The sequence below is a fragment of the Bacillus methanolicus genome (genome assembly GCF_028888695.1).
Lineage (GTDB): Bacteria > Bacillota > Bacilli > Bacillales > Cytobacillaceae > Bacillus_Z > Bacillus_Z methanolicus_B.
On record NZ_PNFF01000001.1, the window covers coordinates 1,052,070 to 1,078,303 of the forward strand.

The following is a 26,234-nucleotide window of genomic DNA, read 5'->3' on the forward strand; positions in this document are numbered from 1 at the left end:
GCCAGCACCCCTCTTCTCTACTAACCTTCTAATTGGCGTGAAATGTCAGTTAGAGGAGGAAGAAAGGATGCTTTCAATGATTCAACAACATCATATCAAGTATTTGCATCAATATAAAGGGCTCTCTTTACGAGCCATAGCCAGAGAGACTAATCATGATTTTAAAACTGTTAAGAAATATGCCTATAAAGAGGATGATAATTCCCTTCCTTCGGAACGGAAAAAAATTAAAGGATCAAAATTAGATCCTTATAAACCTCTTATCGATCAGTGGCTTCAAGAGGACATGAAAGCTCCAAAGAAACAACGCCATACTGGAGCCCGTGTTTTTCATCGCCTAAAAGCCATGTTTGGGGATGACTTTAATGTTTCATACCGGACCGTTCAATATTATGTATCCACAAAAAAGAAAGAGCTTTATGACGCTAATGAAGGATACTTGCCACTTGAACATTCTCCTGGAACAGCGCAAGTAGACTTTGGGAGCTATACTTATCAAGACGAGTCAGCAGGAGTTGAAAAAGAAGGTTACTATTTAAATTTATCATTTCCTTACAGTAATGCTGGCTTTATGCAAGCGATGCCAGCCCAAAATCAAGAATGTCTTCTTCAGGGGTTAAAACAGATATTTGAATATATTGGGGGCGTTCCAAAAAAGATTTGGTTTGATAATTTATCGGCAGCTGTCATTAGTATTTACAAAAATGGGGAACGCAAGCTAGTACCGCAGTTCGAGAAATTTGCCCTCCATTATAACTTTCAGCCTATTTTCTGTAATCCTAACAGCGGCCACGAAAAGGGGCATGTCGAAAATAAAGTGGGCTATCATCGACGTAATTTCCTGGTTCCCATCCCAATCATTAAAGATATGAACGCCTTTAATCAATCCTTACTTATTCGCTGTGAGGAGGATATGAAACGACCACATTACCGAAAAGAAAAGCAAATCGCAACATTGTTTGAGGAAGACAAGAAACCCATTTGGGAATTACCTAAAACATCATTTGATGTTCACAGGTTGATAAAAGCAAGAGCAGATAAATATGGCAAGGTTCGCTTTGAAAAAAACCGGTATTCTACCTCACCTTCCCTCGCATCCCAGGAAGTGTGGTTAAAAATTACATACGAAACAATTATCGTATTAGATGATGAATACCATATGGTGGTCGAACACCAAAGGTTGTACGGAGAGAACTTAGAATCCATGAAATGGATACCTTATTTGGATTTGATGGCCAGAAGACCTAAATCTTTTGAACAGATGCCGTTTTTTCGCGAATTGCCGGACCCATGGCAAGATTATTTATCATATACAAGCAAAAAGAAAGAAGCCTTACGGCTCCTGTCCCAAATCATTAAGGAAGAAGGAGATATTGAAACTGCAACACAGGCATTGGTCGAGAGTATAAAACTGGGGCAAACAGATACAGACAGCATTTTGACCACCTGGTATCGAATAACTGGGAAATTAGAGGATTTACCAGAAATTCAGATTTCGGAACATTTAAAACAAGAAGAGGTTTTTGAAGCAAATTGGACCAGTTATGATCAACTTTTAGGCGGTGGTGTCAAATGAGAAGCCAAATAGAAGCATACTGTAAAGAACTGAAACTCGGAAACCGAATAGCAGAACATTATTCGAGCATACAAGCAGAAACTCATGAAGAGTTTCTGGCAGAGCTCCTTGCATTGGAGGTAAAGCATCGAAAAATCACTAGAAAAAACCGGTTATTAAAACAGGCCAACTTTGATACCTTTAAGACATTTGAAGGATATGAATTCGGAGGAATAGAACTGCCTGCAAAGCTTTCGATAGACGAATTAAAAACGGCAGCATTCATTGATAGAAAAGAAAATCTAATAATGTATGGAGGTGTTGGAACGGGCAAAACTCATCTGGCGACGGCTCTTGGAGTGGAAGCGTGTAATCAAGGAAAAGTCGTAAAGTTTTATCGAACTGCAGCATTGGTGAATGAATTAATCGAATCAAAACAGGCAGGTACCTTGCATAAAACAATCAGTCAGCTAGAAAAGGCGGATCTCTTAATTTGTGATGAATGGGGCTATATTCCAGTTAGCCGGGAAGGAGCGCAGCTTCTTTTCCAGGTGGTTGCCTCGTGTTATGAGAGGAGAAGTATTATCATTACAACAAATCTTGAATTTAGCAAATGGAACAGTATTTTTCATGATGAGAGAATGACAACTGCAATAATTGACAGACTCGTACATCACAGTTATTTACTTACATTTACCGGACCAAGTTATCGATTAAAAAATTCCTATATGAACCTATAAAATGAAGAGCAAGGTGCTGGAAAAAAATCTTGCAAAACGCTGGATTTTTAAATTGCAAAACACAGTGCACCTCCATTAACTGAATGAGATGAAGTAGACTTCCAAATGTAGTGGGTAACCACCGCAACTTGACAAGGAGCCTCTACGGGCATGCTTTCCCAGCCAGGAAACCAGATGATGAAAATATCTGGCTTGCCATACCAGGCTAGCATACCCGCCTCTCCTAGTAAAGTTGCTGGTATGGGATCTCTTATGCTTGATTAGCAGTATACCCAGATTGGATGGTTAGTCTACCTGACCTTAATTTTTTTGTCCAGTTAAGTGTAGCCGATTCAAATTGTAAGTACAAAAGGAGCAAGCGCTCTGTTTAGAGGAGCCGGGCTGAGTGCTCCTCTTCCGTTTCTTCAGCGTTTCTTGTAGAGGCAGAATACCACAAACTCAATTCAAAGTTATAGACAACGAATGAAATTCTTAATTTCCTTCAAAACAAGCATTTGTCCCTTCCAAAATAATTGCTTCATTATATAGTGTTTTTTTATCTAAAACCAAAACTCCAATGTCCTTAATAAATTCATAAGCTTGTACTTCTGCGTATTTTAAAGAGCCTATTTTTGTAAGATTTGTGTACGCAACCATGGGTACTTCCATACTATATTAATGCATTAGTAATAAGAACTAAACAAACGAAAGGAAAGATGACTATATGAAAAAGGACCTTAAATCCATTCAAGGTCGCCAATTAGCGCCGAATCCCTTCGGACCTGAATGTATTCGTGTTACAAAAGTTTATGACTGGGTCGTCCTTACAAATCACGATAAAAACAAAGTTCCAATTCCTGATGAGTGCTTTGCACAAATCGAAAACTGCCGTGATCAAGGCAGAATTGTAACTGCTCAATGTTTTGAAGTACCGAACACTAGAAGCTGCGATTTTGTTGGTGCAACTCCAGCACCAAACTCACCGATTCCAGGAGCTCAAGTTGTTACACTTGCCTTCCATGTCCATATTCGCGTTCAATTCTTTTGCGATGGCTCCCCTCTTCCAGGCTGTAATTTCGTAGTACCGATCAGCTTTGTGGACGATGTACTCCTCTGTTTCCCAGAAGGAACAGAAATTAACTGTAACATATTTGATGTAAGGTGTCAGGTGCTTTTAAATCAAATGCTAGGTAACATGGTTTTTATTGATGTTGTAATGTGTAAAGATGTTCAAGTAGAGGCAGAAGTAAAACTCGAAGTCGAAGCGAAGTTCTGCGGACCGCGTCCTGTTATACCGATCGGACCGGATGAAATTGATTGCCCGCCGTTTCCAAACTTCCCGCAGCAATGTCCGACACTCTTCCCTGAAGAGAATTGTCTCTGCCAGGGAGCAGCTGACTTTAGTGGTACAGCAACCATCACATATATAGAGACTCTTCCTACTACTGACTCTACACTTACACCGACAGGACAACTGGATCTTACAGCCTTAATTTGTGACCAATGTACGCTTGCTAAAAGCAGCTTGAGAGTAAGATTTGTTGACACGCCAGCACCTACTCCTGTGGGCACTCCTGACGATGACCTTGATCAAAGCTTTACGTTTAGAGCCACTGAATTTAGGCAGCCGGTATGTACAGCTGTTGGTACACTGATTGTTTCAGGTGAGGGTATATTTACGCCGGACGGCGGAGTAGAAGAAAATGCCACCTTCTCAGTGACATTAATAAATAATACAAGTTTAACACTCATCATTACTAGCCCTTCCGCAACTGTTACTATTCCTCTAACAACAGTTGCCTCTGATTTAGATGTTGAAGTTGGGCCTTGTGAACGTATTGTTTGACAGACCTTCAGGAAGAGATCCAATACAAAAAACCGGGAGAAAAATTTCTCTTCCGGTTTTTCTCTTCAAATTGATATGTTAAAAGATAATTAGTATAATCTCGATTGATTGAAATAAATAGATAATATTCCTCTTTTTTGGGCAACCCATTTATCATTATTTACGTTCCTATAAATATGAAAAAAACATATTTATATGATAGATCTGATAAAGGAGAGATAAAGAAATGACATCTGATAACCTCAGAAGAAAAGTCCGAAAAAAATTGGGATTGTCAAACCCAACACCAATACGTCAACTAAAACGTCCCGCTCTGCCACTCCAGCCTCAGCCTGCACGAACAAAAGGCTGCTGCGGGAGAAGCAGCTAATCTTCGATCATTATCTGGTACTTTTTTCATGACCAAAAATGTTTGGCAGAGGATAATCTTCCACTGCAAAGAGGAATTTCCTTTAGAAGCCTGCGGTTTGCTTTCAGGGAAAAACGGTATAGCAGAGACGATTTGGCCTATGGAAAACGTAAACCGGAGTCCGATTTCCTTCTCGATGGATCTGGATCAAATTCGCCGCGTCTTTGAACTAATTGACAAGAAACATGAATCATTAATAGGCATTTACCATTCCCATCCAACAGCCGAAGCCTATCCATCCTTACAAGATATTGAATACAACAACTATCCAGAGGCAGGATATCTTATTGTCTCACTTGCAAAGCAAACTCCAATCGTAAAATGCTTTCAAATGAAGGCTAATTATGTAAAACAATTATCCATCAAAATCGTACATTGACAAGTAGAAAATAGATTTTGGTATATCATTTTCGAGTCTGCCAAAAAACAATAACTACTCGCATTTTCTTTCTGTATTTGAATCAGGTCGAAGTTGCGAGTTTTTTTATCTTCCAAAATTTTAATCTTATTCCATATACAACTAACAAACATTTCATCAATTTCTTATAAAATATAGTTATTCTTTCTTTACAGTAAATGAAAGTAATATTTTGTTGTTAGAAGCAATTTCAAGTTCTTGCTCCTTAAAAAATACAAAAGCTTCCACGCGGAAATGATCATATTTTTCTAAATTATGAAGACTTATTTGAAAATTAGATAAAGACTCTGTTTTTCCAGGATTAATAATTAATGGATGAATAGGACTTATCCATGTTTCTCCTTTCTTTTCAGCTTCTTCAAACCAATCATTGTTCATATATTTCCAACCTTTTGTTCCTTCATTGTTCATCATTCCCAGAGTTTCAGCTACATTTGGAGGGAGTATCTGTCCGGAAATTTTTATGCTTTCTGATGGAGTGGAACGCAAACAGATGGCAGGATTCCGTAATATTTCTGTTCCTATATTTTTTATATGCAAATTTCCTAAAACCTTAAGTTTTAGGCCTTCATTCTCATCAATAAGAAAATGATAATCAAAAAATACTTCTGCTTCTAGTCTCTTATCAATCATTAATTTCCCTGAATCAAGTTTTTGATCGTCTAAAAGTCGAATTTCATCTTGTTTTTTAGGAATCGCATTTTTCTTATTAGTTTTAGAAAAGTTAGTCATGAGAATGTCTAAAGGAACGATAGAAAAAACAGATGAAGAAGAACTTTCTAGAATTCTAGAAAGAATCCCTAATGTTATCGTAATTGCACAGTTTTCACCGAACTGGTTCCAAAAAGAACGATCTTCTATTTCAGGATACATAACATGTACCTTTATAAAATGAGAATTTTCGTTATTGACTAACTCATTCGTTTTAAATTTCGTACCCGATATTTTACATTCATGTTGAAAAAGGCTTAGCCACTTCTGATTGGTGGATTTTAAATTATGAGTTAATTCCATTACAGGTTCTTTAATTGTTGGAATTTCAAATAATGCCAGCTTAAAATGAAAATTCGTATTTTCTTCTGCCAGCGCTTCATTGTTTAAAATGACATCCGCTCCGCATGCAGAAAGAAATTTTTGAACATGATTTAGAATTTCCAATTCTAACTTCTCTTTTCTAAATGAATATAGATACGAATCATCATCAGACGATATGTAAATCTTTTTTCCATACAAACCTGAGTTCAATAGGACTTTCCGATTTTGAGTATCCATTTTCACATGAAACCCTAATTCTCGATAAAGATAATAAAAAGCCGGCAGTGTATCATATGGGATGACTGCCAACTCCTGATCCCCCATTATGATTCTCAAATCCATTTTGTTCTCACCTTCTTATATTATTATTCGAAGCTTTTAATTAAATTGTTTTACCAGCCTGTTCTATTTCAAGTAATCACGATTTATTTTTTCCACCAATCCTTTTAGAGCTAGTTACCTGATTTCACAAGATTACATATAAATATATAAATATGCTTAAAGGAGGGCAATTAGAAATGAGTTTTGAAAATATTCGAAGGATCGTTCAAAAAAAATTAAATGAATCCAAACAAATCAGCAAACAAACAAAAAGCAAAATACTTTTTCAGCCCGTACCAACCATACTTCCGAAAAATCAGACGAAGACAAAAGGATGCTGCGGAAGAAAAAGCAATCCAACTTAGACCATTTAATCCTAATCATATTAATGATGGTTTGTAACCCGTTTACTTAACATTATGATAATCCATTGTAAAAAATACTCGCATTTACTTACTTGAACATGATCAAGATTTGGATTTGCGAGTATTTTGTCCATAAAATCAAGAAGTTCTTTCAGTTTTCACAAATATCAGATTGGTACATATAACTATTATGGAACCATTTTTTAATATGAATTAATGTTATAAAATCTTTAACATAAAAATTACAATTTTATAAGCTTTCATTGGAATGTTTTAATGAAAAGGAAGTGGTTATATGTATTCGAACACACAAGATGAAGAGAACCATAATAAAAAGGTCCAAAAGGAGGATAGAAATAAGGAAAAATTAAATACTATACAGCTTCAACAAATCATTATTCATCTTAAGTCTGAAGTTGCTAAATATAAATCGAAACTCAAGGAATATGAAAAAAATTACAATAATAATCAAATAAAAAACCTGAAAACTGCAAATGCAAAGTTACTAAAAGAAATAGACGAATTTCAAGAGTTGATTAAAAAGAAAGAAAAAGAAAATTCAAATATACAAAAGAAGATTTCAAAATTAGAAGAAGAATTACATTCATATAAAACACAATTAAAAGATGCTAATAATAAATACAAAACGGATCTACAAAAGAAACTCGAAATGAATAAGCTGCTTGAACAGAAAAACATGGCATTACGATCAGAAATTGATGAATTTCAAAGAAAAATTGCTATTTACGAATCTACTCAAAAAAATCTTCAAAACAAATACAGCAAATTGGAAAATGAAATACAAACTTACAAGTCAGAAGCTGAAAAACAAAAAGAATATTTTGTAACAAAGCTTGAAAATGAGCATTTAAACAAAATTCAAAACCTCGAAAGTAAAATTTTCGAAATAATATCCCTTTTATCTCCTATAAATAAATCAATTACCAGTAATCAAGAAAAGGAAACAATCTATGCTGAACTTCAAAAACTAAATGAAACAATAGAACTTTTTATCGAAAAAGAAAATAATTATAAACAAGAAATTGCCGAATTGAATTCAACTATTGCCATTCTTAACGATAAAGAAAAAAATTATAAAGAAGAAATTGAGAATTTCAATAAAACAATTATTCAGTTTTATGACATTGAAAGCAAGTATAAACATGAAATAGAGGAATTTAAGAATACGGTTACCGAGCTTTCTGAAAAGGCTGCACAGTTCGATGAAGAGAAAAACAATTATATTAAAGAAATTGAAAATCTAAATAACACAATCAATGAACTTACTGAAAAAGAAATTAATTTAAAAACTGAGCTGGATCAGTTAAATGAATCTGCTACTCTGTTCCATGAAAAGGAAAATGATTATAAACAAAAAATCGAACAGCTGAATAAAACAATCACTGAACTTTCCGAAAAAGAAATTAGTTTAATAGCAGAGATGGAAAACTCTGCAGCTCTTTTCGATGAAGAAAGAAACAATTATAAACAAGAAATCGAACAGCTGAATAAAACAATCGCTGAACTTACTGAAAAAGAAATTAATTTAAAAACTAAGCTGGATCAGTTAAATGAATCTGCTACTCTGTTCCATGAAAAGGAAAATGATTATAAACAAAAAATCGAACAGCTGAATAACACTATCACTGAACTTACTGAAAAAGAAATTAATTTAAAAACCGCGCTGGATCAGTTAAATGAATCTGCCGCTCTGTTCCATGAAAAGGAAAATGAATATAATCAAAAAATCGAACAGCTGAATAACACTATCACTGAACTTACTGAAAAAGAAATTAATTTAAAAACTAAGCTGGATCAGTTAAATGAATCTGCCGCTTTTTTCGATGAAGAAAGAAACAATTATAAGCAAGAAATCGAATATCTAAATAACACAATCACTGAACTTACTGAAAAAGAAATTAATTTAAAAACCGCGCTGGATCAGTTAAATGAATCTGCCGCTCTGTTCCATGAAAAGGAAAATGATTATAAACAAAAAATCGAACAGCTGAATAACACTATCACTGAACTTTCCGAAAAAGAAATTAGTTTAATAGCAGAGATGGAAAACTCTGCCGCTTTTTTCGATGAAGAAAGAAAAAATTATAAGCAAGAAATCGAACATCTAAATAACACAATCACCGAACTTACTAAAAAAGAAAATAATTTAATAGCAGAGCTGGAAAACTTTAATCAATCTGCCGCTCTGTTCGATGAAGAAAGAAACAATTATAAACAAGAAATTGAACAGCTGAATAACACAATCGCCGAACTTACTGAAAAAGAGATTAATTTAAAAACTGAGATGGAAAACTTAAATCAATCTGCTGCTCTGTTCCATGAAAAGGAAAATGATTATAAACAAAAAATCGAACAGCTGAATAACACTATCACCGAACTTACTGAGAAAGAAATTAATTTAAAAACTGAGCTGGATCAGTTTCATGAATCAACAGCTATTTTCCATGAAAAAGAAAATCAATACAAACAAGAAATCGAGACTCTAAAAAAAACAGTATCTGATCTTACTGAAAAGGATTTTCATAATACACAAAAAATAGAAGAATTAAATCACACTATATCCAAGTATAGCGATAATGAAAATAAACTCAAAAATGAAATTGATAATTTAAACAAAACAATATCTGAATTTACTGAAAAAAAAGAGCATTATAAGTTTGAAATAGATAAATTAAACAAAAAAATCGAAGAAATTCAAAACAAGGAAAATAATTTTCAAAAGAAAACAAAAAACGAAGAAAACTTTCCGAATAAGACAATACAGCAAAAGGACTTGAATAAAAACTCTCAAAATATAGAACAAAAAATTAATCATCAAATCTCACTAAAACAACCGAAGGACCAAACAACCCAATTCCGTTTCACTTGTGAGCAAATTAAAGAAAAGACTCAATTTCACACCTCCCTTAATCAAATGAAACAATTTACCCAGTCTCCTCTACAACAAAACCATCTTCCGGATCGTCAGAGGGATTTCACTTCCTTATCGAAACATGTAAATATCGGAATAGTTTCGATCAAAACCAAAGATGATTACATGCCAACAAAAAATGACTCAATTCAAAAGAATTCTCTTGATTTATTTTATGAAAAACATCCATTATATAAAAATCAATCCGGAACAATTAATACAGCTATTAATCCTTTTAAAAATCTTAGAAACGAAAATAAGCGATGATTCAAATGAATAATTGATATGTTCAAAGAATTCCCCTCTCCTCTTGCAAAAAGAAACATTGTCTTAAAACGAGAGGGGCATTCCTGTTATTAGATTTAGATTCTCTTTCAGATATATCATCCAAACAGTAAGAATTTAATTTTAAAAGGAGCGACATATTTAATGGCAGCTCAACCTTTCTTGTCTATTATTTTTCCGGCTAAAAATGAAGGCGAAAATGTAAAAACAACGCTTAATTCATTATTTTCAGTAAAAACCAATTATCCTTTTGAAGTGATTATCGTAAATGATGGATCAGAAGACAACTGCTGTGACTTTCTCAAAACTTATTATAAAAAGGATCAAGTTAAACTCATCCATTCAGAGGGAATTGGTGCCGCAAACGCAAGAAATTTAGGGGCAAAAAACGCATCTGGAGAATACCTGATTTTTTGTGATGCACATTTACAATTTGAAAATTGGTGGATTGACCTTTTAATTGAACCGTTGCTTACCGGACAATCAGATGCAGTCACACCTGCAATTGGTTCGATGGGGAATACCAAATTCATCGGTTACGGCCAAACCTTAAAACCGAATCTTAGAATTAAATGGAATTCTAAACAAAACGGTCTATTTGAAACAGCTGTATTACCCGGAGGATGCTTCATCATTCGAAGAGAGGTTTTTGAAGATGTTGGCGGTTTTGAAACAGGTTTTAAAACTTGGGGACACGAAGATGTAGAGCTATCCATCAAGCTGTGGCTTTTCGGATATCACTGCCACGTTCAGCCTGAGGTGAAAATAATTCATTTATTTAGAAAAGCTCATCCATATAAAGTCAGCTATGATGATGTTTATTATAATTTACTTAGAATGGCTTATTCTCACTTTAACGCTGTACGCATACAAAAATGCAGAAAATTGATCGTACATGCAAAAGTTAAAGCTATTGAAGCACAAGTGCTTCAAGATGGAGTTAACGAACAAAGAGAAGCTTATTTTCAAAAACGAAAATATAATGACGACTGGTATTTTAACAAGTTTGATATAGATTTTTAATTCGTACATTTAAAGAGCTCTCCGAAAGAGTTTTATTTTAAAGGATGGTAGGAAATGGAGGATAAAAATCTAATCCAATCAGAAAAATCACAACTAACTTCAATTATCATTGTTACTCGAAACGGTCTTTCTTTTACTAAGGAATGTATAACCAGCGTTTTTCAGCATACATTAGAAAACTTTGAATTAATTCTTGTAGACAATGGATCCTTAGATGATACCCTTGAATATCTTAAATCCCTTCCAAACGCCACTGTTATTGCGAATAAAAAAAACAAAGGTTTTTCAGGCGGCTGCAATCAGGGGCTATCAATTGCAAGAGGAGAAACTATTGTTCTTCTCAACAATGATACAGTTGTTACAAAAGAATGGTTAACCCGGTTGCTGTGGTGGCTTTATAATAATGCTGAAATCGGCATAGTAGGTCCTAGATCAAATTATGTCATCCCCCAACAAGCGATCAAACCCGTTCCCTATAAAAAAATGGACCAAATGCAGAAATTTGCTTATGAATGGACAAAAAAACACGATCGGCAAGGGTATGAAGTTGAAAATCTGAGCGGTCTTTGTATGGTCTTTAAAAGAAACCTGATTGATATGATTGGCGGGCTTGATGAACGATTTTACCCTGGCTATTTTGAAGACACAGATTTTAGTATTAGAGCTCAAATATGCGAAAAAAAATTGTGGGTGGCGAATGATGTTTTTATTCATCACTATGGCAGCGGCAGCTTTAAAGTAAACAGATCGCTCCAAATAAAAATCATTCAAGAAAGTAAAAGAAAATTTTTTCATAAATGGAAGATTAATGATTTGAAGAATATTAGAGAATTAGTTAAACGAGAAAAGCCTTTCAACAAGGAGCGTCATTACATTTCCTTTTGAAAGGTCACGAAAAAGCTTATTTCTTAATTAAATAAGACGCTTTTAAAAAATAAAGAAAATCCATATCTTCGGTATGGATTCAGACTGTCGACAAACCGCAACTCAAATGCTTCATTTGAGTTGCGGTTTGTCTTTTTTTTGCTCATCATTTTCTAAGATTCTTATCTTATTTAGGCTGGACATGGTCTTTTCCATGTCCAGTTTGCCATTTTCTTTAAGTTCATGGCAGCGAAAGTAAGCATCGCCTGCATGGACAATTTTTCCAGTCCCCGAAGGGTTGTCCATCGCATGCCATGCTTCTCTTTTCCATCGGCAAAGACTCGTTCAATCGTTTCTTTGCGCTTCTCATATATGTTTTTATTGATCTCTGTATGCCTTAAATGATCGGCTTCTTCCACATAATGTTCCCAAATGTGGCGATGAATGAATTTGGTATGATCTTTATTTTGGGTACACTTTTCTAAGAACGGGCACGTTTTACATATTTCCGGATTAGAAGCGTACTGTCGATATCCTTCTCTTGTCGTGGTTCGGTATTCAAGAATTTGGTTGTTTGGGCAGATATAACAATCATAATGTTCATCGTATACATACTCATACTTTTTAAAGAAACCGTCTTTTGTTCTTGGTCTTGTATATGGCATAACGGGACGAATCTCTTTGTCCAATAGACTTTTCGCATTCGCTGGGGTTTTGTATCCGGCATCTACGGCTACTGCAGTTGGTTTGCCTACTTTTTCGATGACTTGTTCGAGTAATTGACCAAACACCTGACTATCATGAATATTCGCTCCCGTTACCTTGGTAGCTAAGACAAAGCCTTTTGCGTCACATGCGGTATGAAATGAATAGGCAAACATCTTTTCCCGTTCATCTTTTACGTAATAGCCACTATCAGGATCTGTTTTACTGACCTTTATTTCCTTGGTTTCTTCCTTCTCTTTCGGGGGAAAGGGCTTTTTTCCATGGTTTTCGCGGTCTTGGTTAATCTCTAACTCTAATTGCGCTTGATAGCTTTTTGTTTCTGCCCGGACAATTTTCTTATCGTACTTCTTTTTATTGGCGCTTGCTTTGACATGTGTAGAATCAATAAAGGCAACAGAAGGGTCTACTAACCCTTTATTCATCGCTTCTTCTAAGATACGATAAAAAATCTGTTCAAATAAATCAGTACCTTGAAAGCGACGAACATAATTCTTGCCGAACGTTGAAAAATGAGGAATTTTCTCTGTGAAACCATATCCTAAGAACCATCGATACGCCACGTTGGTTTCAATTTCTTTGATCGTTTGACGCATGGACCGAATACCAAATAAATACTGCACAAAGACCATTTTAATGAGCACAACAGGATCAATACTAGGCCTTCCGTTATCTAGGCAATAGGTATCTTTGACAAGATCGTAAATAAAATCAAAGTCTATGGCTTGTTCAATCTTCCTTACCAAATGATCTTCTGGAACCAATTGATCAAGAGCCACCATTTCCAATTGATTTCGATTATTGACTGTACGCTTCGATAACATCCTAAATTTCCCCCGTTAACCAAGAATTCTATCCCTATTGTACAAAAAAAGCCTGTAGATTTAGCCCCTAGTTAGGGACTTAGTCTACAAGCTGAATCCATATCTTCGGTATGGATTATTGTTTTTATCCAATAAAAAAACCAAGAAAAAAATATCCAAAAAATTACACAGCAAAGATCAAAGAGGCAATAAAGTGAGGAATTAACAAAAAATTTACCGTGTTGAATTAAATATCTTCATACCTATGCTCCCTTATAAATTCGTTAAAAATAAAAACCTATTTTTTGTCATTTATAGAATGATCAACGAATTTTAATGATGTCATATGGAAATTAAATAGACTACGTAAATTAAAGAAATAGCGACAAGGGAAAAAAACATTTAATAGGAACAGAAGCCATTTCATTGTTTTTGAATGGTTTCTTTAGTCTATAAAAGCTATTTGCCATTTAAAAGGCTCTCCTTGTTTAAATTTAACAAAAATACTATGATCAATTTTGACGGGATTGGTGACGGGAAGATTCAGTTTTATTGCCACCCGTTTTTCTATCGGATGGAGATGATTATTAAAGCTGATATAAAAGTTATTTTCACAATTGAATAAGACTCCATCAGGTAAATTAGCAATGTTCATAGATAAATCATCAATTAAGTTGCCACTGGGTATTTGAGTTAATAAGTTGTCACTAACGATCACAATTTTATCCCATTGGAATTTAAAATCTGAAAATGCTTTTTCATTTTTAATAAGATGCTTTTTATTTCTTTGGGTATAATACACCGCAGGGTGATTAGGAGATTTAATAAGCCTTTGATCCGGGAAGAGGGCATAATTTAAAAAAACCTGATTGTCAACGGGTACTCCTTGATTGTATTTAAAAAGAAATGGATCCGGAATTGCTACAATTTTGTCTTCGTCATATTTTAACTTTTCAAAAACTTCCGGGTGTATTTTTCTTCGTTCTTGGTTGTTTATAATATAAATATCAGATGATGGACTTTTCACAAGAGTTCCGTTTGGAATAATTTTAGGCAAATGATTATAAAGTCGTTGAAAGGATTGAGTACCTTTTAATGCAATATCTAAAGTTTTCGGAATAGGATAAAAGGGTTTAAATTTAGTTAAACGATTCCAAAAAGCTGCATCTCCATTAAACCAATAAGCCGGATCATCATCCCAATAGTTTCCATATTCCTTATATATTTTATCTGCTATGCTTCTTGTATGCATAATTGAACAATGATCAACAAGCCCGATAGGATTTTTTAATACTCCATATGTTTTACGGACCGTTTCACGTTTCACTCTTCCATACTCATCAATTGTTCTTACTAATTGCTGGGAATAAACAATTTCTATATTAGGATTTTTGCTCAGAACTCTTGCCATTGTTTCTAATCGATCAGGCAAAAAAATATTGTCGTCTGTTAAATAAGTAATATATTTTCCTTTAGTCTTCGGTATAGCATTATTAATTAATGTTGCGTACCTTGTTGTTTTGTATCTCTCGCTGTCTTGGATGTTGCTGTTAAAATAAAAGATTTTCGGGTGGTTTAAATATCTTTGAATAATTTCAACGGTTCTTTGATTGGAATTATCGTCCATGATAAAAAGCTCCCAGTTATCAAAAAACTGTGCAAGTACACTTTCAATTGCAATATCAATTGTATCCGGCTTATTATAACTTGTTAGAATGATCGAAATTATTGGAGTCACGTCTATCCCCCGTATATAAATCTGTTTTGTTGAAAATTTTTAGATAAAATCTGTATGTTATTTCACTTTAAAGAGAGGAGAAATGACAAAAAATAACTAAATTTCCCCTATTCTATTGCTTTAAAGTTTTAGTTAGTCCTTCAATAAACGATTCAAGTTGTCTATTTTTTTGAAAAAGTATTCCTAACCCATTATTAGTGGGAATTTTGCAAAAACTTAAAGGGACAGAAGAACTTTTTATAAAATCCTCTATCGCTGTTAACACCCCGTTTTTTTCTCCGCCTTCAAACAAAGCGTTATTTAAGTGAGAATTGATCAATTTTTTTCCTAACTCTCTTTTTGGATCTTTCAATTCAGATTGACCTGCTATGATTCCTTTCTTTGCATATGGTTTTCTAAAATTTGACGGGATAGTTTCAGGTAGATAATACATATCTCTCCTAGCATAAGGCCACTCAGTATCATGTAAAAAAACAAGCGGAAACTTTTTATAAATTAAGGAATTTTTTTCAATTATTTTTAGTTCGTTAAATACTGTATACCAATTATGATCCCCGTCAATTAATACGGCATCAAAGTTCTTGATAGTAGGTAAAGCATTTAAGCTTAAATCCTTTATGCATCGAAAGAATTTATATTTTTCTTCCAATAAATTCACATTAATTACTGGTTTTGGATCTATAGAAATTAGCTTTCCCCCATTCATTAAACAGTAATCGATTAATTTGGTCGTATTTTTTCCTTTATCAATCCCAATTTCAATAATTGTCTTTATATTTTCTTTAATAAAGATAGGTTTAATAATATTATTCCAAAATCTATTCATTTTTATCTCCTTTAATTATTAGAATATAGTTAACTAACTGATCTCCACTTGGACAATACCTCAAGTATTAGTGTCTTATGATTAATTGAATTAAAATTTTTCAAAACATCTACATATGCATTTTCGCCGATATTAATACGACATTCTTCATTTTCAATTAAAAATTTTAAATAGTTATACCACTCATAGGTACTAGACGCAGTAAAACCAGTAATGCCTTGTCTTATTACTTTTTGAAATGGTTTTGTAGAACTAGCAACAATTGGTACACAAACTAATGAGGATTCAACATATTTTAATGGACTTTTTGAATTACAAAATAAGTTATTCTCAAGAGGAGCAATACTGATATCCAAATCAGCTAATAATTCAGGTAAAGACATCCAAGGTACATAAGGATGGGTGGTAATTCTATTTGAAAACTCTTTAAGTCCGTTAGGAATTTCAATTCTACCTAATAAATGAATCTCTACATTTAAATATTGACGAAGGATTTTTTTTAAGGCTGGAACTGCTATTTCTAAATCCCGCATATGAGTGTTACTTCCGCTGGGATATCCTATAATAATTTTCTCCCTTTGCTTTTTTATATTTTTTTTCTGTAAATATGCTGCTTTTGATTTTTTTAACAATTTTTCATGAAAAAAATTCGGTATAATTTCTACATTTTCTACACCAATGGAGTGGAGTGACTTTTTTAAATTATCTGTGGTACAAGTAGCATGGTTGAAAAGTTTTATTGTTGAACGAATATTATCAACATAATATTTGCCTTGACTGTAAGTAGCTTTTCCCAATCGTTCAAGAACATTAACAAACTCTTCAGTAAATATTAGATCATCAATATCATAAATAACAAGGATGTCTTTCTTCTTAGCTTTTTGAACAAATTCTTTCAAATGAGTCCCTATTCGATGAAATATAATTACATCGTAATTAGCGTTTAACAAGGAATTCATTCGTCTGTTATCTATTTCCTCTCCTCTAACTTTAGAAACATTAATGTTTCCATTTCGTAAGGCATCCACTGGATTGTCTACACGATAACGGTTTGTATCACCATCTACACCGCTAACATAAAGAATTTTCACACATAACCTTCTCCCTTTACTTCTTAAAATTTCCTTTTATTAAACTGCTTATAAATTTAGTATCATGGTTATCCGCATAATTGTACATTTTTAGCCAATTGTATATTTTTTGAAATGTTTCTGCTGTCCAATCAGGGGCTATTACTGCTATTTCTCTATGTTTTCTAAGCAACCTAGCAAAATTCTTTAATGATAATAAAGGTTTTATTGAATCAGGAATTGACGGAGCATGTGACTTATGGATACTTATAGCTCTTGGAGTAAAATAAATTTTGCCGCCTTTCTTAAAAATCCTAAACCCCATTTCAACATCTTCCCATCCAAAACCGCTCTCTGTGTCATTTTTATATGTGAAGATTTCATCAAACAAAGGTTCATTCATTTTTTTCAAGAAAGCTTTTGTTATTGAAAAATTACGTGTTACACAATTTAAAAAACAAGTCTTTTTTCTGGGGTATTGTAATCTCATCTCCTTATTTATAAGTGCATCATTCTTTATTAATTCTTTCCTCATCTTAAATATGTCACGCCCCCTACTCTCAATACCCATTGGGCCTATACATACATCAAAGTTTTTTTGATGGCCGATAACATGTTCTTCTAAAAAGAATTCATTTACGATACAATCAGCATCAATAACTACAAGTATTTCTCCTTCTGCTTTCTGTATGCCTCTGTTACGACTTGCACAATTTCCAATATTTTTTTCATTTTGTATAAATTTGATTTGAAAATTGTTTTTGTTGTATTTTTTCTGTAAATTTTTGATAATCATTGCACTATTGTCCGTTGATTTATCATCAACAAGAATAACTTCTATATCACCTTTATAGGTTTGTTCTGTCAACGCGAATATATAATCATCTAAAGAATGAGCTTTATTGTATACTGCTGAAATCACGGATATCTTGGGAAGTTTTCTATCCATTAGATCCACTCCTGACTTATTGTGAAATAATTGCATAATAACACCTAGCCATGTGAGCCATTTAGTCTTATTTTGAAATACGAGTCGTTTCTTAAAAAAGGATCTCCCGGCAAAATCCTATATTTCAAATTGTTTTTCCACGCGATATAATTAAAACTTAATTGATCTCTTTTACTGTGATTTAATATTTCTTTCCACCATTCTTCCATAGTTTTTATTACATTCTTGTCATCATGCTTCCTTAGAATTATTGATGCTCTAATTAAACCTTTATTTTTGGGAAATCCCATACTTCTATATTTATTTATTTGATCAATCATAATCTTTTCATCATCTTTTGTTAATTTTAAACATGCCTCCAGTTCATCATAAATACACTGTCTTTCTGGATGTTTGTAAAAAGCTAATACATCATGTGTTAAATATTTATTTATCAACTCTGTAACATCCCCAATGATGTCAACATTGCCATCTATCCAAATACTATATTCGTATTCTTGCAGAAATCTGTGTGGCAAGATTTTATATTGTTTTGCATTTCGATTATGATCATATATAAGATGTTCTATTTTTTTTATGGTCCAGTGCTTTGAATCTAAATTGGAGTTATCTGTAAAACATAAATAGTCACAGTTTTGCAATTTATAAGTGGGTTCTCTTAAAGTATCGTAATTATTAGTGATAGCTGTATAAATAACTATATTGTTCATTTTTGAATTAGAATCTTTGCTCTTTGGCTCAATTAGATTTGAAGAGTACAATAAATTTTTTTCATTTCTATTTAAATCTTTTTGCATATTTTCTCTGATCTGATCTGTAGTTCTAGCACAATTCCATATACGCAGTTGTTTTATCTGCCCAACAAAATTCCCGTATCTTCCTAATCCACCTATTATCCCCGAAGGAAATACATGTTTCTTTATACTCATTAATCCTTTTCTTACAAATTTTCCATTTATATATAGATAAGGAGTTTTCTTTAAAAAAACAATAGCAATATGTGTAAATTCAGTAATATTTATTTTGTAAACTAATGTGGCAGGTAAATAGTTATGTGAATGTTCAAACACGCAAATACCATTCCTACCTACAGATATGCCTGTTCCAGCGATATTAGAATTAATTCCACCATGTGCTGCTCCGATAACCCATTTTTGATCCCTTATTCCTGAAATTCCACTAGTTCTTTCTAATGGTATATTAATTTTTGCAAAAGGTTTTACCCAAAATTCATAAGTAAACGTATCCTTTGCATTTAAAAACAAATTTTTTATAGTAAATTGTTCTTGTCCATTAAAAATTGGCAAGTCTTCATTATTCAAATGATTTCCTCCTTCCTTTTTATTTACTAAAAAATTAGTCTTTCATATAAACTTGTTTTAAGTTAGCGATTTTTTGTTTTCCACTCAAAGCCGATTAATGGATCATCCCAATTAATTCGTTTTTCATCCGGATTTTCCCGATTATAAGACTCTGTAGTAAAATAAATAATTGTAGCAGGCCTTTCCCCAAGCACCCTATATCCATGAGCAACACCTTTGGGAATCAGCAACATGATCGGATTTTCCTCTCCCATATAATAAACATCGGTTTCTCCTTTTGTTGGCGAATCCTCCCTCAGATCATAAAGGACAATCTGAGCATTGCCAGAAGGGAAAAACCACAAATCATCTTGCTTTTCATGATAGTGAAAAGCTTTAATCACACCAGGGTAGCTCATCGACCATGAGGCCTGGCCAAATTTCGATAACAATTCGGGCTCATCATCACGGACGAGCTCTGCAAAAAAGCCGCGGTCATCACAATGTTTTACAAGTTTCTTCACCTTGACTCCTTCTATCATTGACTGGTCTCCTTTCGAATAAAATCCTTTAACGCTTCTTTCCAATACCTAGGTGGTTTAACATTCTCTCTAAGTAAAGCTTTATGTCCCAGAACTGAGTAACGTGGCCTTGGAGCAAGTGCCCCATATTCCTCGGTCGTTGTCGGCAATACGTATTTCGGATTGAATCCTGCTTCTTCGAAAATGGCTTTTGCGAATTCATACCAATTACATGAACCAGAATTGCTTACATGATAAATCCCATTTTTTTTATGGAATAAATGAATGATCGTTTCAGTGAAGTCGTGAGTATAAGTAGGAGTGCCTATCTGATCATTTACTACCTGAATAGTTTGATTTTTTTCGGCCAATGTTAACATTGTCTTTACAAAATTTTTTTCATCATGCCCATAGAGCCATGATGTACGGATAACCGTTCCATTATTAATTTTGAGTACTAACTTTTCACCCAGCCACTTGCTTAGTCCATAAATTGATTGCGGATTTGGTTCATCATTCTCTAGATAAGGAGATTGTTTTCTTCCATCAAATACATAATCAGAGCTAATATAAAACATCCGAGCATCAACTTTATTGGCTGCTTGCGCAACATAGCCAGCTCCAAGACCATTCACTTCAAATGCTTTTTTACGGTCTGTTTCACATTGATCGACTTCAGTAAAAGCAGCAGCATGAATGATCACTTGTGGTTTCATGTCCGAAATGATTTTTTCAACATCTTCTTTTGAAGTAATGTCTAACTCCTGTTTTCCAAGACTAACAACAGAATGCGTAATGCTCAACTGTCTCTCCAGTTCTTTTCCTAATTGGCCATGACCACCGGTAATTAAAATCTTCAAATTCTCACCTTCTCTCATGCTGCATTCGTTTATACCATTCTTTTGTTTTTTGAATGCCTTCTTGAAAAGATACAAGGGGTTTCCATCCCAACTCCCTTGATATTTTCGTTGAATTCATCGCATACCGGCGATCATGTCCTTTTCGGTCTTCTATATGCTTGATTAAATGTTCGTCTTTTCCTAATTGCTTTAAAATAAATCGAATAACTTCAAGATTCGTTTTTTCTTCAGCTCCTCCGATATTATAAACTTCGCCGAGAACTCCCTTCTCAAGCACCATATGGATGGCCCGGCAATGATCCTCTACATAAATCCAATCACGAATATTGAATCCGTCGCCATATAAGGGAATTTCTTTATTGTTTAGTGCATTCGTGATAATTTTCGGGATGAACTTCTCCGGATGCTGCATTGGTCCATAATTATTACTGCATCTTGTGATGATAAGCGGAAGTTGATGTGTTTTATGAAAAGATCTGACGAGTAAATCCGCACTTGCTTTACTGGCAGAATACGGATTATTTGGAGCAAGAGGGGTTTCTTCCGTAAATGGAGGATCTTGCGGCTTGAGAGAGCCATATACTTCGTCTGTTGAGATCTGGATCATCTTACGGGCTTTCCCGGATAATACAGCCTGTAAAAGGTTAAACGTACCAATTATATTTGTATGAATGAACGGGGCGGCATTCATGATACTGCGGTCCACATGTGATTCGGCAGCAAAGTTTATAATCGATTTATATTCTTGATCAAATACAGCTGCTAGCTCTTGTTCTTTCCCAATATCACATTTAAAAAAACGATATCGATTTGATTTTTCAAATGGCTTAATATTTTGATCGTTTCCGGCGTAGGTCAGGGAATCCACATTTGTGATAAAGTAATCTGAGTGATTTAGTAAATGGGATATGAAATTTGCACCGATAAAACCTGCTCCGCCTGTTATAAGGAGGTGTTTACTCACTTCGTATCCTCCTCCATTTTTTCGTAAACACATTGATTCGCCTTATAAAGGGATTCATGTGTTCCTGCATCAATCCACCATCCCTGAAGAATATCATACTGAAGTTGATTGTTTTTAATATATAAATTGTTGACATCTGTGATTTCTAACTCGTTTCGGTTTGATGGTTTGATCGCTTCTATAAATTGAAAAACGTTTTGATCATACAAATAAATTCCCGTCACACAATAAGAAGAAGGAGGAAACTTTGGCTTTTCAATGATGGAGATAATTTTTTTATTGGTTTTATCTAACCGCGGAACTCCATATCGTGTTGGATCTTTCACTTCCTTTAGTAATACTCTTGCGCCGGTGTCCTGTTGTTGAAATGATTGGATGTAAGGAATTAATGAATCTTCAAAAACATTATCGCCCAGTATTACGACAAACCTGTCTCTATTAATAAAATCTTTGGCACTCATGAGGGCGTCGGCAATCCCTCCGCCTTTATTTTTTTGTATTTTATATTGAAGCTTTACTTTTAATTCCTCCCCCAGCCCTAACAGCTCTATGAAGGAACTGAGGTGATGTTGATTTGTAATGATTAAAATCTCATGTATTCCAGCGTCCCTTAATTTTAAAATTGGCCAATAAATCATTGGATATGGTCCTACTGGCAAGAGATGCTTATTTAGAAATTTTGTTAATGGTTTTAAACGAGAACCTGTACCACCTGCAAGAATAACCCCTTTCATGAAATGAAATACCACCTTCACATAGTCATACTCAGAAGTTTTAAAATTATTACCTGAATTTTTACATTTATTTTTCTTTATACTATATGTGTGACTGCCTTTTTCGGAACGAAGTTTATACTAACTGAAACAATTTAATGAATATGCCTTTAGTCATATGTCCGCACTCACTTTTTATCTCAAATCATCACTAACATAAATGTTTCATCAAATGCGTTTAACAAGAGAAATGAACTTAAAAAATTTGGAAACTCATTAGAAGCGATGAATTAATTCAAGTGTTTATTAAATCAAACACCATACGGTCTACGCTCTTGTAGAATTTCTCTCGTTAATAAAAAAAGTCTGCCCATAAGTCAGTTATCTTGACAATTGAGACAGCACTTTCCTTTTCCGAATAGTAAGTCTTTTCCATCAGAGTCTAATCTGGCGAGAAATTTTTTTGATCATTTCAACTTTTTTCTATCAAAGCCTAATAGTTTCCTTTTGCGTGATTTATTATTCTATAATCGTAGTTTGATGCCTTGCTTTTAGTTATAAAATCCCTTACTTCACTAATGAAGTCATTCAGTCTCCGTTGGATATCTGCGATTTCCTTTGTTGTTTTCTCCAGTTCGTTTGAACCAATCTGATTTTCATTCTGTATCCTTGTCAACTCAAGTAAACACTGATTCCAATGTTTTTCGTGCTGTTCCATCGTTAAAGTAATTTGATCCAAAATGTTTTTATGGTCGTTTAGCAATTTTTCAGCCATGTCAATTCTTTGATTATATTGTACTGACCATTCTTCCTTGATTTCTTCCAATTCTTTTTTCATATTTTTATAGAAGTCAAGTAACTTTTTGTGATCAGATAATGACGTTGATAAGATTTCTTTTGCATACTCAACCTTCTCTTTTTCCTGTTGAATCAAAAAGTTCTTTTTTTCAAGGTCGCGATTGGTTTCGAGTAATTCCTCCTTTTCGGCTAGTAGTGAAGTATATTTTTTTTCTAAGGTGATAAAGGATTCTTCCCTCGACTCAAGTTTATCAAATAATTCTTTATTCTCGTTCAATAATTGCTGTTTTTCTTCGCTAACTAATGAAAACTGTTTTTCTAACTCAACAACTTTCACTGTTAACTTATTATTTTCATCCATGGCATTCTCATATTCAGACTTATTTAATTTAAAAGTCGTTTCATATTGTTGTACCTTCTCAGATAGTTCAGCAATTTGTTGCAAAAGGCTATCATTTTCACGTTTTAAATTTTCGTTCATTGTAGCAATAATTATTTTCTCTTGTTCCAGTTCGTCAAACCTTGAAACTTCAACACTGATTTGATTTTCAAGTATTGCTATATAATCAGTTTTTTGTTGGACCAATTCTAAATAAGAGTCCCTCTCTTCTTGAATTTGTTGTAAAAAATCTTCTTCCAACTCATCCAACATCTCATTTCTGTTTCTTTTTTTGTATATTGAGATCTTTTCTTTCTCTTGTTCATTAAATACAACATGCTTAAGTTTCATATACAAGATGCTGTAACTGCTAAATTATAATCAACAGTTTCCGCCAGATAGAAATGAACACTTTTTTACCAATATTTATTTCAGCTAAGCTATGATAGATTCATATCTTTAGTTTAGCTGGAGGGTACGAAAGGTGGAAAAATTACTATTGTTTGTTGAAATTCATCAATTAAAAAAACAAGGATTTAAAGTAGCAGCTATCGCAAGAAAATTAGAGATTTCCAGAAACACAGTTTATAAATATTTGGATATGACTTTAGAGGAGGCTTCGGAGTGGATTTTATCTTTAGGAAGCAGAAGCAAGAAGTTAGATCCCTATCGCGATCGGATTATCAGTTGGTTAAAGGAACATCCTGATCTGTCTTCTGCTCAGGTGGAAGATTGGCTAAAAGAACGATTTCCTGCACTAGATGTTGCAGGAAGTACAGTCCGAGCCTATGTAAGTGAAATAAGAGACATCTATCATATCCCTAAAGTAGTTCGTATACGAACACATGAAGCTGTGGAAGAATTACCAATGGGGCAACAGGTGCAGGTGGATTGGGGAGAAGCCACCGTGAAGAATCTTGAGAATAAAGAAGTCAAATTATATTTCATTACCTTTGTCCTCTCCCACTCTCGTTACAAATATGTGGAATGGTTAGATAGGCCTTTTACAACGAAAGATACAATTCGGTGTCACGAGAAGGCATTTCAATTCTTTGGAGGAATACCCGAGGAAATTGTTTATGACCAGGACCACTTGATCACCGTAAGTGAAAATGCAGGAGATATTATCTTAACTGGGGAATTTCAAGCTTATAAGCAAGACCGTGGATTTCGAATCTACTTATGTAGAAAGGCAGACCCTCAGAGCAAAGGAAAAGTGGAGAATGTAGTGAAATATGTAAAAATGAACTTTGCAAAAAATAGAGTATTTCCAAATTTAGAGGCCTGGAATGAGAAGTGTTTAGCTTGGTTAGAAAGGACGGGAAATTACAATATACATCATACAACTAAAAAGAGACCGGTAGAAGTGCACGCCCTGGAAAAGCAACACTTAAAGCCAGTCTCCACCCTGCTTTCTTTCGAAAGCAACCTTGGCTCTAGTATAACAAGGACTGTTCACAAGGACAATGTTATAAAATATAAATCCAATCGTTATTCCCTTCCAATTGGAACTTATCGTCCAAGGGGAGATAATACGGTATATGTAGAAATTCAAGGAGAAGAGCTCATTATCAGAACAGAACCGCTAGGAGAAGTATTGGCAAAACACCCTTTATGTCATGGGAAAGGAGAATTGATAAAGAATCGCCAACATACAAGAGATCGATCAAAAGGAATTCAAGCCTACAAAGAAACCATTATTCGTCAGTTTAAAGATCAAGAAAAGGCTGAGCAGTTTATACATGAGGTAGGATGCCGTTATCCGAGATATATACGTGACCAGCTTCAAGTCATTCAATACGCCATCAGCCATTTTCGATCAGAAATAGAGGAAGCCCTAGCTGTTTGTATCAAAGATCAGTTATGGAGTGCCAATGACCTTCGGGATATTGCACAACACTTAACTCGATTAAAACAAGCAAAAACCCCTAATTCTCCTTCGATTCAAGAATCAAGAAATGATAACCCCGCTTTAAAAGCCTCAGCAGCAACTAGGGAAATGGATGACTATATAAAAATATTAGGAGGCGTTTCATGATGACAAGCACTGTACATACTCTACAAGATCAATTCCACCATCTTCGGATGGTGGAAACGGCTAATAAGCTGCCAGAATTGCTTCGTAATGCCGAGAGATCATCATGGACCTATCAAGAGTTTTTGCAGGAACTCCTTATGTATGAATTAAAACGACGAGAAGAAAAAAATGTAGAAAAGAGGTTGAAATGGGCCAAGTTCCCTTATCTTAAGACATTAGATGAGTTTCATGTTGAAGAACAGAAATCCCTAAGTACTCGTCAATTAAACCAACTGAGAGAACTTAATTGGCTGGAGCAACAATATAATCTAATTCTATTAGGGCCTCCAGGAGCAGGGAAAACACATATAGGGATTGGACTAGGATTAGAGGCCATTCAAAAGGGTTTTAAAGTTACCTTCTCTACTATGGGTGAACTGGTGCACCTATTAAAAACTGAAGAGTATATTCGAAAGTCACAAATGCAGCTTAAAAGAATAAAAGAATCAGATTTGGTCATTATTGATGATTTAATGTATATGGCAATGGACCAAAGGGAAGCTAATCTGTTCTTTCACCTGATCAACCATTTATATGAAAGAAGTTCAATCATCTTGACTTCTAATAAAGGGCCTGAACAGTGGGGAGAATTGATGGGGGATCAAGGAATTACTACAGCTATTCTAGATCGATTACTTCATAGAGTAGAGGTTATCCAACTAAATGAAAATGACAGCTATAGGATTAAGCATCGAACTACCATTTTCGGAAAAGAAAGTGTTCAAAATTAATTAGCAAAA

The 26,234-nt window shown here is 34.1% G+C and carries 23 protein-coding genes; 10 read left to right on the forward strand and 13 right to left on the reverse strand.

All coding sequences use genetic code 11. The annotated features are described in order from the left end of the window. Positions 1–67 precede the first annotated feature (67 nt). Together istA (C0966_RS05290) and istB (C0966_RS05295) are read left to right on the forward strand one after the other, a co-directional pair. Positions 68–1,576 (forward strand): IS21 family transposase, encoded by a 1,509-nt coding sequence (gene istA, locus C0966_RS05290; RefSeq protein ID WP_274854136.1) that lies wholly within the window; start codon positions 68–70, stop codon positions 1,574–1,576. After that, positions 1,573–2,295, forward strand: coding sequence for an IS21-like element helper ATPase IstB (gene istB / locus C0966_RS05295; protein ID WP_274854137.1), 723 nt, complete (start codon positions 1,573–1,575; stop codon positions 2,293–2,295). The genes istA (C0966_RS05290) and istB (C0966_RS05295) overlap by 4 nt, the downstream gene beginning before the upstream one ends. A gap of 471 nt (positions 2,296–2,766) precedes the next feature. On the opposite strand, the gene C0966_RS05300 is transcribed toward istB (C0966_RS05295), so the two are convergent. Continuing rightward, positions 2,767–2,931: a hypothetical protein gene (locus tag C0966_RS05300; RefSeq protein ID WP_274854138.1), complete on the reverse strand. Its 165-nt coding sequence runs from the start codon at positions 2,929–2,931 to the stop codon at positions 2,767–2,769. A 526-nt stretch (positions 2,932–3,457) separates the two neighbouring features. Between C0966_RS05300 and C0966_RS05305 the strand changes: the two genes are divergently transcribed. Together C0966_RS05305 and C0966_RS05310 are read left to right on the forward strand one after the other, a co-directional pair. Further along, positions 3,458–4,120, forward strand: coding sequence for a hypothetical protein (locus tag C0966_RS05305; protein ID WP_274854139.1), 663 nt, complete (start codon positions 3,458–3,460; stop codon positions 4,118–4,120). 398 nt (positions 4,121–4,518) lie between these two features. Further along, entirely contained in the window at positions 4,519–4,908 is a 390-nt protein-coding gene (locus C0966_RS05310) for a M67 family metallopeptidase (RefSeq protein WP_274854140.1), read from the forward strand. A 177-nt stretch (positions 4,909–5,085) separates the two neighbouring features. On the opposite strand, the gene C0966_RS05315 is transcribed toward C0966_RS05310, so the two are convergent. Next, entirely contained in the window at positions 5,086–6,105 is a 1,020-nt protein-coding gene (locus C0966_RS05315) for a hypothetical protein (protein WP_274854141.1), read from the reverse strand. A 395-nt stretch (positions 6,106–6,500) separates the two neighbouring features. On the opposite strand from C0966_RS05315, the gene C0966_RS05320 reads away from it, so the two are divergent. From C0966_RS05320 to C0966_RS05335, 4 genes are all read left to right on the forward strand, one after another. Beyond that, complete coding sequence (locus tag C0966_RS05320; RefSeq protein WP_274854142.1) at positions 6,501–6,668, forward strand: hypothetical protein; 168 nt, start codon at positions 6,501–6,503, stop codon at positions 6,666–6,668. Between the two features lie 295 nt (positions 6,669–6,963). After that, positions 6,964–9,867 (forward strand): hypothetical protein, encoded by a 2,904-nt coding sequence (locus C0966_RS05325; protein WP_274854143.1) that lies wholly within the window; start codon positions 6,964–6,966, stop codon positions 9,865–9,867. Positions 9,868–10,029: 162 nt separating this feature from the next. Next, positions 10,030–10,908 carry a glycosyltransferase family 2 protein gene (locus tag C0966_RS05330; protein ID WP_274854144.1) on the forward strand — a complete coding sequence of 293 codons (879 nt, stop codon included), beginning with the start codon at positions 10,030–10,032 and terminating at the stop codon, positions 10,906–10,908. A 54-nt stretch (positions 10,909–10,962) separates the two neighbouring features. Continuing rightward, positions 10,963–11,793 carry a glycosyltransferase family 2 protein gene (locus C0966_RS05335; RefSeq protein WP_274854145.1) on the forward strand — a complete coding sequence of 277 codons (831 nt, stop codon included), beginning with the start codon at positions 10,963–10,965 and terminating at the stop codon, positions 11,791–11,793. A 170-nt stretch (positions 11,794–11,963) separates the two neighbouring features. On the opposite strand, the gene C0966_RS05340 is transcribed toward C0966_RS05335, so the two are convergent. From C0966_RS05340 to C0966_RS05390, 11 genes are all read right to left on the reverse strand, one after another. Beyond that, a complete protein-coding gene (locus C0966_RS05340; protein ID WP_274853653.1) occupies positions 11,964–13,319 on the reverse strand; it encodes an IS1182 family transposase in 1,356 nt (451 codons plus the stop codon). A gap of 424 nt (positions 13,320–13,743) precedes the next feature. After that, on the reverse strand, positions 13,744–15,036 hold the full coding sequence (locus tag C0966_RS05345; protein ID WP_274854146.1) for a glycosyltransferase family A protein: 1,293 nt from the start codon (positions 15,034–15,036) through the stop codon (positions 13,744–13,746). Between the two features lie 112 nt (positions 15,037–15,148). Next, on the reverse strand, positions 15,149–15,862 hold the full coding sequence (locus C0966_RS05350) for a class I SAM-dependent methyltransferase (RefSeq protein ID WP_274854147.1): 714 nt from the start codon (positions 15,860–15,862) through the stop codon (positions 15,149–15,151). A 29-nt stretch (positions 15,863–15,891) separates the two neighbouring features. After that, positions 15,892–16,953: a glycosyltransferase gene (locus C0966_RS05355; RefSeq protein ID WP_274854148.1), complete on the reverse strand. Its 1,062-nt coding sequence runs from the start codon at positions 16,951–16,953 to the stop codon at positions 15,892–15,894. 16 nt (positions 16,954–16,969) lie between these two features. Next, complete coding sequence (locus C0966_RS05360; protein WP_274854149.1) at positions 16,970–17,881, reverse strand: glycosyltransferase family 2 protein; 912 nt, start codon at positions 17,879–17,881, stop codon at positions 16,970–16,972. A 44-nt stretch (positions 17,882–17,925) separates the two neighbouring features. Then, positions 17,926–19,203, reverse strand: coding sequence for a glycosyltransferase domain-containing protein (locus C0966_RS05365; RefSeq protein ID WP_274854150.1), 1,278 nt, complete (start codon positions 19,201–19,203; stop codon positions 17,926–17,928). A gap of 62 nt (positions 19,204–19,265) precedes the next feature. Next, positions 19,266–19,724, reverse strand: a complete 459-nt coding sequence (locus C0966_RS05370) for a dTDP-4-dehydrorhamnose 3,5-epimerase family protein (protein WP_274854151.1) — start codon at positions 19,722–19,724, stop codon at positions 19,266–19,268. After that, on the reverse strand, positions 19,721–20,563 hold the full coding sequence (gene rfbD, locus C0966_RS05375) for a dTDP-4-dehydrorhamnose reductase (protein WP_274854152.1): 843 nt from the start codon (positions 20,561–20,563) through the stop codon (positions 19,721–19,723). Before rfbD ends, C0966_RS05370 begins: the two co-directional genes overlap by 4 nt. Before the next feature lie 4 nt (positions 20,564–20,567). After that, on the reverse strand, positions 20,568–21,527 hold the full coding sequence (rfbB, locus tag C0966_RS05380) for a dTDP-glucose 4,6-dehydratase (RefSeq protein ID WP_274854153.1): 960 nt from the start codon (positions 21,525–21,527) through the stop codon (positions 20,568–20,570). Beyond that, on the reverse strand, positions 21,524–22,261 hold the full coding sequence (locus C0966_RS05385; RefSeq protein WP_274854154.1) for a sugar phosphate nucleotidyltransferase: 738 nt from the start codon (positions 22,259–22,261) through the stop codon (positions 21,524–21,526). The genes rfbB and C0966_RS05385 overlap by 4 nt, the downstream gene beginning before the upstream one ends. A gap of 472 nt (positions 22,262–22,733) precedes the next feature. Next, positions 22,734–23,678, reverse strand: coding sequence for a hypothetical protein (locus tag C0966_RS05390; protein WP_274854156.1), 945 nt, complete (start codon positions 23,676–23,678; stop codon positions 22,734–22,736). A 223-nt stretch (positions 23,679–23,901) separates the two neighbouring features. Here C0966_RS05390 and istA (C0966_RS05395) point away from each other — a divergent pair, with 223 nt between their 5' ends. Further along, a complete protein-coding gene (gene istA / locus C0966_RS05395) occupies positions 23,902–25,455 on the forward strand; it encodes an IS21 family transposase (protein ID WP_274854157.1) in 1,554 nt (517 codons plus the stop codon). Next, positions 25,455–26,225 carry an IS21-like element helper ATPase IstB gene (gene istB / locus C0966_RS05400; RefSeq protein ID WP_274855718.1) on the forward strand — a complete coding sequence of 257 codons (771 nt, stop codon included), beginning with the start codon at positions 25,455–25,457 and terminating at the stop codon, positions 26,223–26,225. Before istA (C0966_RS05395) ends, istB (C0966_RS05400) begins: the two co-directional genes overlap by 1 nt. Positions 26,226–26,234 lie beyond the last annotated feature (9 nt).